General features: G+C 65.3%; 14 protein-coding genes. 2 read left to right on the forward strand and 12 right to left on the reverse strand.

The features are described 5' to 3' along the window. Window positions 1–8 precede the first annotated feature (8 nt). The 12 genes from AAC979_RS15170 to AAC979_RS15225 form a co-directional block, all read right to left on the reverse strand. The gene (locus AAC979_RS15170) at window positions 9–1,271 is read right to left on the reverse strand and encodes a glycosyltransferase family 4 protein (RefSeq protein ID WP_371347701.1); all 1,263 of its coding nucleotides are present in this window, start codon (window positions 1,269–1,271) and stop codon (window positions 9–11) included. Beyond that, on the reverse strand, window positions 1,268–2,413 hold the full coding sequence (gene wecB, locus AAC979_RS15175) for a non-hydrolyzing UDP-N-acetylglucosamine 2-epimerase (RefSeq protein WP_371347702.1): 1,146 nt from the start codon (window positions 2,411–2,413) through the stop codon (window positions 1,268–1,270). The genes AAC979_RS15170 and wecB overlap by 4 nt, the downstream gene beginning before the upstream one ends. A gap of 4 nt (window positions 2,414–2,417) precedes the next feature. Continuing rightward, a complete protein-coding gene (locus tag AAC979_RS15180) occupies window positions 2,418–3,581 on the reverse strand; it encodes an NAD-dependent epimerase/dehydratase family protein (RefSeq protein ID WP_371347703.1) in 1,164 nt (387 codons plus the stop codon). Then, the gene (locus AAC979_RS15185) at window positions 3,559–4,170 is read right to left on the reverse strand and encodes a sugar nucleotide-binding protein (RefSeq protein ID WP_371347704.1); all 612 of its coding nucleotides are present in this window, start codon (window positions 4,168–4,170) and stop codon (window positions 3,559–3,561) included. Before AAC979_RS15185 ends, AAC979_RS15180 begins: the two co-directional genes overlap by 23 nt. A 30-nt stretch (window positions 4,171–4,200) precedes the next feature. Continuing rightward, the gene (locus tag AAC979_RS15190; protein WP_371347705.1) at window positions 4,201–5,223 is read right to left on the reverse strand and encodes a polysaccharide biosynthesis protein; all 1,023 of its coding nucleotides are present in this window, start codon (window positions 5,221–5,223) and stop codon (window positions 4,201–4,203) included. A 50-nt stretch (window positions 5,224–5,273) separates the two neighbouring features. Next, complete coding sequence (locus AAC979_RS15195) at window positions 5,274–6,494, reverse strand: glycosyltransferase family 4 protein (RefSeq protein WP_371347706.1); 1,221 nt, start codon at window positions 6,492–6,494, stop codon at window positions 5,274–5,276. Next, window positions 6,478–7,602, reverse strand: coding sequence for a glycosyltransferase family 4 protein (locus tag AAC979_RS15200; RefSeq protein ID WP_371347707.1), 1,125 nt, complete (start codon window positions 7,600–7,602; stop codon window positions 6,478–6,480). Before AAC979_RS15200 ends, AAC979_RS15195 begins: the two co-directional genes overlap by 17 nt. Before the next feature lie 66 nt (window positions 7,603–7,668). Further along, a complete protein-coding gene (locus AAC979_RS15205; RefSeq protein WP_371347708.1) occupies window positions 7,669–8,952 on the reverse strand; it encodes an O-antigen ligase family protein in 1,284 nt (427 codons plus the stop codon). Between the two features lie 200 nt (window positions 8,953–9,152). Beyond that, window positions 9,153–10,259 carry a hypothetical protein gene (locus AAC979_RS15210; protein ID WP_371347709.1) on the reverse strand — a complete coding sequence of 369 codons (1,107 nt, stop codon included), beginning with the start codon at window positions 10,257–10,259 and terminating at the stop codon, window positions 9,153–9,155. A 73-nt stretch (window positions 10,260–10,332) separates the two neighbouring features. Next, window positions 10,333–11,094, reverse strand: coding sequence for a class I SAM-dependent methyltransferase (locus tag AAC979_RS15215; protein ID WP_371347710.1), 762 nt, complete (start codon window positions 11,092–11,094; stop codon window positions 10,333–10,335). A 22-nt stretch (window positions 11,095–11,116) separates the two neighbouring features. Further along, window positions 11,117–12,337: a glycosyltransferase family 4 protein gene (locus AAC979_RS15220; RefSeq protein ID WP_371347711.1), complete on the reverse strand. Its 1,221-nt coding sequence runs from the start codon at window positions 12,335–12,337 to the stop codon at window positions 11,117–11,119. Continuing rightward, window positions 12,334–14,094 (reverse strand): ABC transporter ATP-binding protein, encoded by a 1,761-nt coding sequence (locus tag AAC979_RS15225; RefSeq protein WP_371347712.1) that lies wholly within the window; start codon window positions 14,092–14,094, stop codon window positions 12,334–12,336. The genes AAC979_RS15220 and AAC979_RS15225 overlap by 4 nt, the downstream gene beginning before the upstream one ends. Before the next feature lie 373 nt (window positions 14,095–14,467). On the opposite strand from AAC979_RS15225, the gene AAC979_RS15230 reads away from it, so the two are divergent. After that, window positions 14,468–14,611: a hypothetical protein gene (locus tag AAC979_RS15230; RefSeq protein WP_371347713.1), complete on the forward strand. Its 144-nt coding sequence runs from the start codon at window positions 14,468–14,470 to the stop codon at window positions 14,609–14,611. 42 nt (window positions 14,612–14,653) lie between these two features. After that, entirely contained in the window at window positions 14,654–15,217 is a 564-nt protein-coding gene (locus tag AAC979_RS15235; RefSeq protein ID WP_371347714.1) for a class I SAM-dependent methyltransferase, read from the forward strand. Window positions 15,218–15,227 lie beyond the last annotated feature (10 nt).

Below are 15,227 nucleotides of genomic sequence, written 5' to 3' on the forward strand. Positions count from 1 at the left end.
CGGTCATCTCAGGCTCTGCCATTCCCGGCCATGGCCTGCCGCAGCACGGCGGCCATCCGTTGCGTGCCGCGCGCGAAGGACAGGTGCTCGTCATAGTACCGGCGGCCATTGGCGCCGAGCGCCGCCAGCCGGCCCGGCTCCATCCCGGCCATCTCGGTCACCGCCGCCGCCAGAGCCGCCGCGTTCTCCGGCGGCACAGCGAGCCCGGCACCGGCCCGCCGGACCAGTTCAGCCGCGTCGCCCGCGACCGCCATGAGGATCGGCTTGCCCGCCGCGAGATAGGCCTGCGTCTTCGACGGCACGGTGATAGCGAAGAGCGGATCGTCTCTCAGATGCACCAGCAGCGCATCCGCCGCCGCCAGCCAGGGGCCGACCTCAGCCTGCGGCACGCGCGGGAAGAAGCGGACATTCGCCAGTCCGCGCATGGCGGCGGCCTGCTGCAGCCTTGTCGCCTCCAGCCCCCCACCGAGAAAGCAGAACTCGATCTGAGGATGCGTCCCGGTCAGCAGAGCGGCCGCGTCGATCACGGTGTCGAGCGCCTGCGCCGGGCCCATATTGCCGGCAAAGAGCACGCGAAAGCGCCCCGGCGCGGCGAAGGCAGGCAGAGGGACGGCGGCCCCGTCGGTACCGGCCTCGTCCGCCCAGTTGGAGATCACCGTGATGCGCTCCGGCGGCACGCCGCGCTCCACCAAAAGGCGCTGGAAACCCTCGGAGAGAACACTGATGCGGTCTGCGCGTCGCCAGGTCCAGCGGCAGACGGCACCGATGAGGCGCAGCGCCCGCTCATTGTTCAGCATGCCGGTGGCGCGCAGCGTGTCCGGCCACATGTCCTGCACGTCGAGCACCAGCGGCATGCGGCGCAGCAGGCGCGCCGCCACCCCGGCCAAGGCGACGGTGAGCGGGGGATGATAAGCGTGGATCACATCCGCCCGGCGCGCGAGAAACAGCAGGTAGAAGGTCGCGGAGAAGAAGAAGCTGACATAGTTCAGCACCCGGCCGATGCGACTGCGGTCATGGCTGGGGTAGAGCGCCAGCCGGGTGATCCGTATGCCGTCGACGACCTCACGGCGGAGCGGGCGGATCCGGTAGCCCTCATACACCTTGCCCCCGGGATAGTTGGGAAAGCCGGTGACAACCTCAACGTCGAAGCCGAGCGCATCGAGGCGGCGCGCGAACGCCAGACCGCGCACCGTGGGCTCCGGATCGAACCATTGCGACAGCAGGATCAGCCGCGGCCGCGCCGCGCCCCCCGCGGAAGCGGCGGCGCTCATGGCCGCTCATGCGTCCGTATGCCGTCCCATCCATTGGAGAGCGGCGCGGTGCCGAGGATGAGGCTCACCACACGTTCCGAGGTATTGGTGACGGCATAGTCCTGCGGCAGCGGGCAGGCCAGCCCCTGTTCGGCGCGGGCCGCGAACAGGCGGGTCGCCACCTCGACCCCGCGCAGGATCGCTGCGCGGCTGAGGCCGGTGACCATGATCGAGCCGGTGTCCAGCGCCTCCGGCCGCTCGATGGCGTCGCGCGGGGTGATGGCGGGAAAGTCGAGCAGGGACGCTTCCTCGGCAATGGTGCCGCTGTCGGAAATGGCACAGAAGGCGTTCTTCTGCAGGTGGTTATAGTCATGGAAGCCGAAGGGCTTCATGAAGCTCACCCGTTCATCCGCCACCAGCCCCGCCGCTTCCAGCCGCTTGCGCGTGCGTGGATGGGTGGAGACGATCACCGGCCGGTCATAGCGCACGGCCAGCTCCGACAAGGCGCCGACCAGTTCGCCAAGGCGTTCGCGGCTGTCGACATTCTCCTCGCGGTGCAGCGAGACGATGAAATAGCCGCGCGGCGAAAGGCCCAGCCGGCGCAGCACGTCGGAAGCGTCGATGCGCGGGCGGTAATGCTCCAGCACTTCGCGCATCGGCGAGCCGGTGAGATAGATGCGCCGGTGCGGCAGGCCTTCCGAAATGAGATGCCGGCGGGCATGCTCGGTATAGACGAGGTTGAAATCGGCGATGTGATCGACCAGCCGGCGGTTGGTCTCTTCCGGCACATTGCCGTCGAAGGAACGGTTGCCGGCTTCCATGTGGTAGACGGGGATCTTCATACGCCGCGCCATCAGGGCGGAAATGGCCGAATTGGTATCGCCGAGGATCAGCACCGCATCGGGCCGTTCGGCGACGAGCACCTTTTCGCTCTCGATCAGGATCTTGCCCAGCGTCTCGCCGAGCGAGCCGCCGCCGGTGCCGAGGAAATGGTCGGGCCGACGCACGCCGAGATCCTCGAAGAACACCTCGTTCAGTTCGTAGTCGTAGTTCTGGCCGGTATGCACGAGGCGATGGTCGCACAGCGCGTCGAGCCGCGCCATGACGCGCGAGAGACGGATGATCTCGGGCCGCGTGCCCAATATCGTCATGACCTTGAGCATCGTCTCACCCCAGAACCGGATCGGCATAGGTATCGGGCGCGGCGGGATCGAACACCGCCTGCGTCCAGAACATGGTCAAAAGCGGCCGGTCGCCGATATTCTCGATACTGTGGGTGTGCAACGTCGGCATGTCGACGGCGGCCGGCTGGCGCCCGTCGACGCGGAACTCCCACACCGGGCCGTCCGGCACGCGGCGGATGCGGATGATGGCTTCGCCCTCCAGCACCAGGAAGCGCTCCACCTTGTCGAGGTGGAAATGGTTGCCCCTTGTGACGCCGGGCTCGGTCCAGCTCAGGAAAGTCTGGCCGCCACCGCCGCCCTTTGCCGCCTCGAACAGCACGCCGCGCGCATCCGTGTTCAGCTTCAGCGGGCGCGGGAAGCCGTCGGGATAGAGCGCCGCGCGGTAGCTGTTGAACAAAGCGAGGTCGAACGGGTCCGACAGGTCCGGGAACAGGTTGGCGCCATAGGATGCGTGCATGCCCTGCAGCCGCGCCAGCAAGTCCCCGACGCTCATCGGGCGCGGCACCGGCCGCAACTCGCCGCTCGCCCCCTGGGCGACGGCGGCGATCGCCGCTTCCACCGCCGCGCCGGCATGGAGAAGCTGCACCCGCCCCTCGGAATTGACGCTCGGGTTCTCGCCGCCGATCACCTGATGAATGAAGGTGGCGGTGACGTTGTTGTAGAAGGACCGCGCGCCCTCACCGAAAATATGCGGCAGCACCAGATCGGTGAAGCGCGGCGCGGCAGCGGCCAGAATCTCCCCCGCCCGCCGCTTGGAGCGGCCATAGGGCGTGTCGGAGGCGGCATGGGTGGAATTGGCATAGACGACATGCGCCCGGCTCGCGCTCGCCCGGCAGGCCTCGGCGAGGCGGGTGGCGATGTCGATATTGCCGGCCTCGACCTCGGCCTCCGGTCCGCGATTGACGCCGGCGAAATGGAACACCGCCGTCGCGCCCTCCAGCGCCGCGGCGAGGCCGGCCGCATCGTTGAACGCCGCGCGGTCGAGGGGCACCAGATCATAGGGCGCCGGCTCACCGCGGAATCGCGCCGCGCAGTTGCGGGCATGGAGGCGAACGAGACAGTGCCGGCCGAGCAGCCCCGCGGCACCGGTGATGACGATGCGCCGGGCTTCCCCCGGCACGCGGTCAGCCGCGCTGTGCATAGACATCCCGCAACTCCCGTACCATCGTCTCCCAATCAGGCGGCGTGTAGCCGGCCGCCGCGCGAAAACGGTCCGACCGCAGCGAGCGGTCGAGCACCGGCTCATCCTTCGGGAGAATCTCGATCGACTTGCCATAGACCTCGGCGACGATCCGCAGCAGCGCATCCTTGCTGATCGGCTCGGCTGAGAGGTGGTATACGCCGCGCAATTCGGGCTTCGGCAGTACGTGACGGGCGAGGACGCGGGCGAATTCCACCGTCGTCAGCCCTGAAAAAATCGCCCGCCTGTAGCCGAACACCCTGCCCTGCTGCGCCAGAAACCAGTCGAACAGACCGTGATGGCTGCCGAGCTCATGGCCGACAATGGAGGTGCGCAAGGTGACGGCGTGCGGGTAATCCACCTCGCCGAGCAGCTTGCTGCGCCCGTCGAGATCGGCCGCATCGGGACGGTCATCCTCAGTGTACTGGCCGCGCATGCCGTCGAACACGCAGTCCGTGCTGCGGGCGGGGCCATAGGCTTCAACGCCTTCATCCGGCAGCACGCGCACCAGAGCGTTGCCAAGCATGCCGCTGGCGCCAAGGACGAGAACTCTCATCAGCACCTCATCTCCGCGCCGGTGCGCCGTTCACGCCGACCACCCCTCAAGCTCCGCCACGACCTCGGGCAGGCTCAGCAGCAGCGTCTTCACCTGCTCGACATTGAGGCGGGCGGTGTTGTGAGAGTGATAATCGTGCTGATCCACCGTTTCCGTATCGCCTTCGACGAAATAATGGCGGTAGTTCAGATCCCGCCCGTCCATGCTCACGCGGAAATAGTCGCCCATATCCTCGCTCTTGGTGAGTTCCTGCGCGCTGACCAGCGTCTCGTAGAGCTTCTCGCCGTGGCGCCAGCCGATGACCTCGACCGGGTGATCGGGCCGCTCGAACAGTTCCGAAAGCGCGGTGACGAGATCGGCGATGGTGGAGGCCGGCGCCTTGCGCACGAACAGGTCACCCTGGCGGGCATGCTCGAAGGCATAGTGCACCAGCGCCACCGAATCGCGCAGCGGCATGAGGAAGCGGGTCATGCTGGGCTCGGTGACGGTGATCGGCAAGCCCGCCTTGATCTGCCGGATGAACAGCGGGATGACCGAACCGCGCGAGTACATGACATTGCCATAGCGCACCAGCGAGATGGTGGTGGGCGCCTCCGGGCCGATGGAGCGGGCGAGCGCCTGGGCCAGCTTTTCCATCATCGCCTTGGAGATGCCCATGGCGTTGACCGGGAACACGGCCTTGTCTGTCGACAGGCAGACGACCGAGCGCACCCCGGCCGCAACCGCCGCGCGCACCACATTCTCCGAGCCGAGAATATTGGTCCGCACCGCTTCCAGCGGAAAGAACTCGCAGGACGGCACCTGCTTCAGCGCCGCCGCATGGAAGACGCGGGTAGCGCCGGCCATGGCGCGGTCGACGCTGTCGCGGTCGCGCACATCGCCGATAAAGAAGCGCACATTGCCGCTGCGCAGCGTACTGCGCAGCATGTCCTGCTTTTCCTCGTCGCGGCTGAACACGCGGATTTCCGGACAGCCCCGGCTCAGCAGATCCTGCAGCATGGTCCGCCCGAAGGAGCCGGTGCCGCCGGTGATCAAGATACGCTCGTTCTGCATGCTCTCGCCTTTCGTGGCCCCTGTTTACTTCACCGGAACGTGAGATGCCACTACTCCCCCTCTGCCAAAGCGAGGCGAAACAGGTTCCGGTTGGCGAGAATGTCGTCCTGCCGGCGCGCGCTCTGCCGAACATAGGCGGCGGCGCGGGCGCGGCGGGCGGGCGCCATCTCGACCGGCTCGTCCGCCATCGCCGCGATCCGGGCGGCGAAGGCGGCCGGATCGCTCAAGGGCAGGTCGTCGCCGACGCCGGCCTGCGCCAGCCCGCGCCAGGGCGTGGTGTCGGCGATCAGCACCGGCGTTCCCGCCGCCAGCGATTCGGCGATGACATGGCCGTAATTCTCGCCGCGCGTGGGAAAGAAAAACAGGTCATGCGCCGCGAAGGTCGCGGCCACCTGCTCGGGCCGCAGCGGGCCGGCCCACGCGACCGCGACATGCGGCCCCACCTCACCCGCAAGGCGCCGGCAGAGCGCGACATAATCGGCATCCTCGGCCGGGCCGTGAATGGTGAAGCGCACCGGCACGCGAAGCTGCGCCAGCACCTTCAGCGCGTAATCGAGGTTCTTCTTCGGCGAAAGGCGGCTGATGAAGACGAGGCGCAGCGGCTCGCCGGGCTGGCGCGGCCTATGGGCAGGACAGGGCGCGCCCGCCGGCGCCGGCAGGTCGCAGGCCACATGCACCCGCGCCTGCGGGCCGATGACGGCGCGGATGTCGCCCGCCTCGAACTCCGACGAAGCCTGCCAGATCAGACCACGGAACAGCCCGGCCGCCCGGCCGGCGGCGAGATAGCTGCGCTTCTTGAGCGCCTTCAGCGCCAGCGCCCCGGCCGAGAATTCGCCGCGCGGCGCCAGCACGGTCGGCCGGGGCGCCACCCGCCCGAGCCGGCGCGCCAGCAGCGGCACGATGGTGAAACGCGGCGAGAAGAAGCTGTTGAGATAGAGCAGGTCATGCGGCGTCTCGGCGATGAGCCGGGTGACGGCCCGCGCGCCCTGATTCGCCGGCGAGGTGTAATGGACGAGTGCCGGCCCCACGCGAACCCAGCGGTCGGCCTGCAGTCCCGGATAGGCGCGCTCATCGCCGAGATCGCGATCGCCGCAGAGAATACGGAAATCGAACTCGTCCTGGAGGTGGTCGACCAGATTGGCGATGCTGTGAATGGGGCCGCCGGCGCGAAAACCGGGGAGATAGTGCCCGGTCGCCACGAGCACGACCGGCCGGGGCGAAACCGTGCCGGGGGGCGCCGCCCGAGGGGGCGGCTCAGGAAAGGACGGCATGCCGCCCTTCCTGCACCCCAACCCGCTGCAGCAGGCGGCAGAAGCGCCTCGCCATTTCTTCCGTGTTGAACTCCTTTTCGGCCACGCGCGCCGCGGCCACGGACCAGTTGTCGTCCACCTCGGTCACCGCCAGCGCTTCCGAAATGGCGCCCGCCAGCGCGGCCGGGTTGTCTTTCTCGAAGGTCAGGCCGCAGCGCGCGCGGTGGAAGGCCGCAATCTCCGGCATATGCCGCCAGCGGTCGTCATGCACCACCACCGGCAGGCCATAGGCCATGGCGTGCAGCAGGCTGAGACCGACACCGCCGGGATAAACGAAGAGTCGGCACCGATTGGCAATGGCGGCAATGGCGCGTTCGTCGGTCATGCCACCATGCCATCCGAGACGGCCCTCAAGGCCGAGCCGCGCCGCCTTTTCCTCCAGTGCCGCGCGCTCCTCGCCATCGCCGACGATCTCAAGCCGGACATCCGCCAGTTCCGGCCGGGCCAGCGCATCCAGCAAGATGCCGAGTTCAGCCTTCTCGGTGAGGCGGCCGATGAAGAGCAGGGATCGCGCGCGCTGGCCTGGCACATAGGGCGCCCGCTCAGCCAGAATAGGCGCGACATTGATGCCGTTGTTGAGCGCCTCGACCGGGCGGGCATCGCCGCGCCCCAGGCCATTGCGATACGCCTCGCATTCATCGTCGGTGTAGAAAAGGATGGCGTGGCTGAGCTTCATGAGCAAAAGGCGCAACAGGAAGCGATGCGTGCGGCTGGTGCTGCTCCAATACTGCCCCCACCACACGGTGCGTGCGCCCCGCCAGCGCGCCCGGACCAGCATGAGCATGTTCGACACATTGCGCGGCGCCCCCGAGAGCACCACGACATCGCCCGGCCCGACCGGGGTCGTCAGGACGCCGGACTGCCAGTCGAGACCCGGCAGCAGGCGCCGTATGGGGGGCAGCAGCCGCTCCCAGGCAAAGCGTTCATCGCGCTGCGTCAGCACCCCGAGCTGGGCCGACGAGTGCCATACCTCCACCGGGCAGGACATCTTTTCCGCGACACGCTCGAACAGATCGACGCGGTAGCTCGGCAGCGTCGGCTGGAAGATGATCACACGAGAGGCGTTCATAGACACATTATCTTCCCGGCACGGCGGAAGGTGCACCGCAGCTTATGACGACCGATTGGCTGCGTGTCACCATGACCGGCGACCGAAATGCGGGGGAAGCGGCATCAGGTTTCGCGACAGCCGGGGAGCCTTTTCGGGCGCGTAGTCCCCGAAAGACAGAACCAGCCCGATGGCGCACCACATGAAGGTGGAGCCGTAAAGCGACCCGGAAAACTGGGCGCCGACGAAATACTGCAGCAAGAGCAGTGCCGGCCATCCATAGTTCGGATAGCGCCGGAACAGAAGGGCGGCGCGCGCGCCCAGACCCGCCAGCACGCCGATGAACAGCAGGGTAACGAACAGGCCCAGTGCCATCAGCGACTCGACAATGACATTATGCGGGTAGCTGAGGGTGGTGGGATCTTCCAGCGCGCCGCCGAGCCAGGGATTGGTCCAGAACATCTCCAGCGCGCTGTCAAACAGATCCAGCCGCGAGGATTGCTGGGCGTGCTGTTCCAGCGACATGCCGAACAGGCGGCCAAAGGCATTGATGTTATGGGCTTCCTGCAGATAGACCGACAGCGGCACCGCCGCCAGCGCGCCGACGAGAAGGAAGGCCATCACCGCGAATTTGTAGCGGAAGCTGACGAAGCTCAGCAGGAACAGGAAGCAGGCCAGGACGGCGAGAACCGGTCCGCGCGAATTGGCCGCCAGCAGCACGTAGCAGCCGACGGCGAGCCCGAGCAGCAGGAACAGCCGCCGCGAGCCGCGCGACCAGGGGCGGTGAAACAGCAGCGCCCATGCCGACAGCACCACCAGCATGGCGCCGAGATGGCCGAGGGCGATGGGGTTCAGCGCCTCGAGCCGCATGCGGCCGGACTCATACTCGATGCCCGCCTCATTGCTCACCGTGCCGGTGGCCAGGAACACCGACAGGAAGCTGCCGGCGAAGGTGGCCAGGTAAAGCCAGCGGAAATAATCGTCCGCCTGCTCGGGACGGTTCGTCCGCATCGCCAGGCCCAGCATCGGAACCAGGCAGCCGCCGACGGCCCACACCCAGTAATAGGACACCTCCTTGCCGAGGAAGAGGGGCTCATAGAGCGTGTCGACATAGAGGCGGACGACATAGGCCGCCCAGAACAGGCCAAGCAGCAGAAGAAGCACCGACGCGCTCCGCCCGCGGCGCCTCGCGATTCCGCCGACGATCAGCAGCAGCGCCAGACAGAAGTTGAGCGCGCGCATCCCCAACGACAGCGGCGTGCTGGGCAGGCCGGTCAGTGTGGCGAAGGCGGCCACCAGCGGATAGCCGGGGAACGACATGATCAGGACCGCGAGGTAGATGCGATCGACCTTTGGTCTGGCCTGTGGCACGGGCCGCGCCCCCGTCAGCCGATGCTGCGTCAGCCCTACATTCACCCCGTCACGCTCCCACCGCTCTCGCCGCCTCGCCGCTTACGGACGCCGGCCGGAGAAGGCGCCGGCCGGGAACCTTTCTGCCCCAGCGATGCGCCCCAGCATAACACATTTGCCCCATGACGAGGTGGCAATGCCGCAAGGGGTGTCCACCGGCATCAGGCGAACCGGGGCATCAGTTCCTCCCGGACATAGCGCAGGAAGGGCTCCGCCTGGGCATCGAGGTTCAATTCCTGCTGATGATAGCGCAGCGATGCCGCCCGCATGCGCTCAAGGGCAGCACGATCCGCCAGCGCCGCCGCCAACTGGTCGGCGCCGGCCTCCGGATCCGTCGGATCATAGACCAGCGACATGTCGCGAGGCAGAAACGCCAGGCCCGGATTGCCTGCATAGGCGACGGCGAGGCCTGCCGCCACATATTCGCCGATCTTGTTCGAGGCCGTCGACTGGAAGTAGTTGTAATCATAGTCCTGCTCGGCCATCGGCGCCCAATGCAGCCCGACATCGTAGCCGCTGAGCGTGTCGAGCAATTGCGCCTTCTCGACCCTCTCACGCACCGCATAAAGCGGATGCGACAGAAGCGACCGGGCTATCTCCCGGTTCTCGTCCTGATGGGGGAAGTACCAGTCCACGGAGATGCCCTGACCGCACAGCCGAGCGAGGAAACGCGACAGACGGTCCCGGTTCAGCCCAAGGACATATTTGGAACTGGTGAACACGAAGCGCGCAGGGCCCTCATGCGGCTGGAAGACCGCGTGCTCGCGCAGGGGTGGCGCGTGCCTCAAAATAAATGGCCTCGCCTTCATCTTCGGCCAGTCTTCCTGACGGAAACGGCAGAGGACATCACAGCATTCGAGCTGAACGTTTATATCCCGACTTACAGGCTTAACTATTTTTATATATTTTCGATTCCTTTCGTTATCCATGATAAAGCTTGCGATATTTGCGCCATTATCAAAAATTTTCTTATAAAGAATTGAAGGAATAAGAAATTCATTTTCTGCTATTATGAGATCAGGCCGAATATCCTTAAGAATACTCAAGACCCTATCATGACCGGCCCGAAACCAAGGAACATTCTTCAGAAACCCCGTCGGGGGCCTGAAGTTCAAGAACGACAATCCACCACCCTCGGAATTATTCAAAATTAATTCCGGCCTCGATATATAGTAGGTTTCATTACAAATTTTCGAAATATTAATCGCAAGATCGTAGAATCCAGGATAAATATTTGGGTCATGGATTGCTATCATGGCGATCTTCATTTCACGATTTAACCAAGAAGCTATAATTCATCACAAATTCCCTGACGGCAGGCAAGTTTGTCAAACGTGGAACTCATTCAACAAGTGAAACACCGGGCCTCGCCATCATCACAGCCAAAGTCGTGCCTTCGATCCAGACCATATCAGCCTTTTCCCGCGTCAGCGCTTGAATCTCCTCGACCGCCTGCGTGACGCCGGGCCAAGTTGCGTAATCATGCCACATGATAACCCCGCCCCTTTCGCCGATCAGGCGGCATGCCGAGCGGGAGTCGGCAATGGCGCAGGCATAGCTGTGACCGGCGTCGATGAAGACCACATCCACACTGCCGTGAAAGGGCGTGAAGTCGAATCGTAGGGAATTGCCGAGAAGCTGAGTGAAGCGGCCATCATCGCCGCGAAACTCCTCACCAATTAGATTACCGACCTTTTTCTGATCCGGCAGTTTAACATCACCCGGGGGCAGGTCGATGCTGACGACCTGAGTCGACGGCGAATTTCGCAGCACATTAAGGGACGTTCTGCCATCAAACGTGCCGAACTCGAAAAAACACTGCGGGCTCCTTGCCAAGACGATCGAGAGAATCGATGCGAGTTCGTAGGTAGTGACCTGCCAATTCTCGCTCGTGACATGAGACAGATTGATCTCGATGCCGCGCGGTATCACATCGGAAAGCGCAACCTTTCTCAGGTGTGGCTGTCTCTTATAGACGCCCATTGCATGGCACATGTTGGACAGACCGACACGCCCCCCCGCTCCGAACAATGCTCGAAAAACGTGAGCTGACCAGGCGACATTTCCCCAGAAAAGCTGTCGGATGAACGGCAATTTGGACATCAATAGGTCTCCGACTCTCTTACTATCGATCCCGACGGGCCAATTCTTCGATCTGCCGCAAGAAACGCTCCTTGCCGAAAGAGAGCTTGGCCCGCCTGGCACCCGCGCCACCAAGCATTTGCCATTCTCGCCGCGAGGCTAGGGCACGGCGGAGGCCTTCCGCAATGGTTGAAAGCTCGACATTTGGGAGAACCCAGCCTTCCCTCCCGTCCGTGACGATCTCACTGGGGCCGCCGAGGCCGTGCACAAGCACCGGCTTGCCGCTGGCCATCGCCTCGATGATGGTCAGACCGAACGGTTCGGGATCGACCCGCACATTGGCGATGATGTCGCTGGCGGCGAAGAACGAGCGCAGGTCCGTCTGCGGTCCGGCGAGGTGGACACGGCCGCTCAGGCCAAGTTCGTCGATCCGGCGCCGCAGATGATCGCCATAGTCGCCCTCCACCGGCCCCCCGCAGAGCAGCAGGTGAAACGGGGTTCCGCTCTGGGCGAGCGCCTCGATCAGCCGATCCTGCCCCTTGGAAGGCGTCAACCGCGCGAACAGCCCGACAACCGGCGCGTCCATCGGAATGCCGAAGGCGTCGCGCACCGGCCGCGGATCGCCATTGGGCGCAAAATAGGTCGTATCCACGCCAAGATGGACGACATGGCGCTCATGTCGTCCCGGTCCGAAGGTCGAGTCGGTGAAGTGGGAGTTGGCAACCGGGACCATGCCGAGGCGGAACACCAGGCGATAGATCCGCCGGTTGAGGTCGAACGGCACCTCATTGCCAACCGCATTGGGCACCAGCCATAACGCCCGCAGCTTCGCCCGGCGCGCCACCAGCGCCGCAAGCAGCGTTTCCGGGGGCGACTGGATGATCAGCGTGTGGACGCCGCGCTCCTTCGCCAGTCGCGTAAGCCAGTTCAAATAGGACAATTGTCCACCGACCCGACGCAGCATGGAGCCGAGCTTGCGCCAGCGACCGGCCGTGACGGACGGCACGGAAGCCGGTAGCGGGGAGGTCACCACGGTCAGTTCGGGATAGGCGGCCTGCCAATCCGCAGCATGGTGGGCATCCAGCACGGCCAGAATGACCTTCCAGCCACGTTTCGCGAAGCCGCGCAGCACGTCGTCCCAGACCTGCCCGACGCCATAATGCCGGGGCGCACCGACGACGAGGCACAGCAGAACCCGATCGCGCCCCGTCGACGTCACGGCGCCCGAACTCGTTGCGCCTGTGCTGACGGCGCCCGCGCTCATGGCGCTGCCTTCTCCGGCACGACCACGCGGCCACCTTCCAGCCGGACCACCATGTCGCACCCCTCAAGCGTCGACAGGCGGTGGGCGATGATGAGGATGGTGAGCTGCCGGTCCAGCCGCTCAATGGCCTGCATGACCGCCGCCTCGGTCTCGTTGTCGAGCGCGCTGGTCGCCTCGTCGAATACGAGCACCGAGGCCTGCTTGTACAGCGCGCGGGCGATACCGATGCGCTGGCGCTGGCCGCCCGAGAGCTGGATGCCGCGCTCGCCCACCCGCGTCTCGTAGCCTTTGGGCAGGGTCTCGATCACTTCCGTCAGTTCCGCCTGCTCGGCCGCGCGGCGGACCCACGCGTAATCAATCTCCGCCGGCCGCACCCCGAAGGCGATGTTCTCCGCGACGCTCGCATCCGAGAGGAAGATCGCCTGCGGCACATGGGCGATGTGGCGCTGCCAGCCATGACGGTTGGCCGCCGTCAGCGCGACGCCGTCGACCCGGATTTCGCCCTGCGTCGGCTCGAGCAACCCGATGATGATGTCCATCAGGGTCGACTTGCCGCTGCCGGTCTTGCCGGCGATGCCGAGCCGCGCGCCACGGGGAATGGTGAGGCTCACATCGACCAGCGCCGGGCGCGCGCCTTCGGCATAGCGGTAGCCGACCCGGTCAATGGTGAGCGCCTTCTCGAAGGTGAGCGAAACAGCTTTGGAAGGCACCGTAGGCACCGGCCGCTGCAGCAGATCGGCGAGGTCGAACAGCACCTGCCGGTTGCCGATTGTGGTCGCCCAGCCCGAATAGATCTGCTGCAGCAGCGGAAGCAGGCGCTGGGCGCCGAGCGCCAGCGCCCCCAGGACCGGGAGAATCTGCGTCAGGCCGCCCGCGCCCAGCGCGGCGACGCAGGCGACGATGGCGACGACCACGATCCCCAGCGCTTCGACCACGTGGCGCGGCGACATGGACGCAAGGGCGGTGGTGGTGCGGGCATCGCGTATATCGGCTTCCGCGCGGTCGTAAGCCTCGGTGAAAACCGATTGCGAGCGATCGAGCAGGATGTCGCGGATGCCGCCGATCCCCTCCTGCATGACCTTGAAGCGCATCCCCTGGGCGCGGGCAATGATTGTGCTGTTGCGGCGAAGCCGGGCGCGGCTGACCATGGATGTGCCGACATAGATGGCGGTCAACGCCACACCGGAGGTAACGGCGACCCGGGGGTCGATCCACACCAGCCCCGCCACGATGAACAGGGCGAGAATCAGCGAGACCACCGCCTGCATGGCCGGCAGCAGGACTTCGCCGGTGATCTGCTGCGCCTTGTTCACCGCCGCCAGAATTTCGCTGGAATTCTGCCGCGTATGATAAATGTAGTCCTGGTGCAGCGTCATGGCGAACAGCCGCGAGCCAAGCTCGCAGGAGGCATCAAAGCCGAAGCTCACCGTCTTCTTCAGCAGCAGCAGCCGGATCGCCGCCGCGAACAGGACGCACAGACAGAAAAGCCCGGTGACGACATAGGTCCACTCGGCCGGCGTGTCGGCGCCGATTGCGGACAGCAGCCCCGGCAGAACCGGGAACCGCGCGATCGACTGCGGCTCGGCGATGATGGAGAGGAAGACGACGACCGCGCCGAGATTGAACAGCTCGGCAAAGGCGCCGATCAGCATCAGGCCCAAAAGCGGCAGCAGCGTCCGGCGCAGGGCGGGACTCAGCTCACGATAGAGTTCGCGGCCAGCCTGCACCAGCGTCCTGTCGGTTCTTGATTCCGTCACGCCTACCGTCACCGTTTCTTCGTCACGGGAAGGGGGCGCCCCTGCGATCGGCCCCGGCAAGCCGACCAGCAACACGCCTGAGCCGTTCCTTCGGCATGGAACGGCATTACGCGCATGTCACAACCGGAGATCGTCCCGCGACGCACACTTCCCGGCACTCGCCTCGCCGCCGTTCTGGCATGGCGGGGACCGAGAGGCAATCTCCCACTCACGTACCTCCCCGAAGGCGGAAAAAGGAGTCGCATTTGCGTATCCATCCTCGCATGTGAGCAGATTTCTGCGCATCTTCTCGTAGAGTGACCGCACCCACGATCACGGACGTCGTTGATCCGGACGGCCGGTAACATTTCTCGTAACAGGATGCATGACGGGCATGTCTAATCTCAGCAGCACCGGCCTTGCCTCCCGCACCATCGGTTTTGTCAACAAGACGTATCAAAAGCTTCGCCACGAAGCGGCCTATCGCAGAATTGCGGCGGAGTATGCGCGCCAGGGTCAGGGCGGGACGATCGACTAGAACTGGAAAGCCACCCATTACAACCGGATCGCCCTGCTGAACGTGCTCGCCGCGCGCAATCCGGCGGCCGCCTATCTGGAAATCGGCTGCTTCAGAAACGACCTGTTCGATTCGCTGCCCCTGGCGTCCAAGATCGGCGTCGATCCCGTACAGGGCGGAACGGTCCGCGCCACCTCCGACGAGTTCTTCGCCACCAACACGCAAAAATTCGACCTCATCTTCATTGACGGCCTGCACACCTATGAACAGGTCCACCGCGATGTCGCCAATGCCCTCAAGGTGGTCAATCCTGGTGGCTGGATCGCCATGCATGACATGCTGCCGAGTAGCGTGATGGGGCAGCATGAGCCGCATCCGGAGATCGGCGCCTGGGTCGGCGGGGGCTGGAAGGTCGGCTTCGAGCTCCTCCAGACCCAGGGCGTCGACTTCAAGATCGTGAAGATCGACCATGGCGTCGGCGTGATCCGTGTGACCAATCCCGGGGCGGCGCTGGCCGATCTCAGCGGCGAACTGGCCGGGCCTCGTTTTCCCTATTTCTATGAGAACTACACCCGCCTGCCGCTGGTGACATGGGAAGAGGCACTGCCCTGGCTGCGCACGGCCTGACACAGGCGCC

This window comes from Ancylobacter sp. IITR112 (assembly GCF_041415945.1).
In the GTDB taxonomy this organism is placed as follows: Bacteria; Pseudomonadota; Alphaproteobacteria; order Rhizobiales; family Xanthobacteraceae; genus Ancylobacter.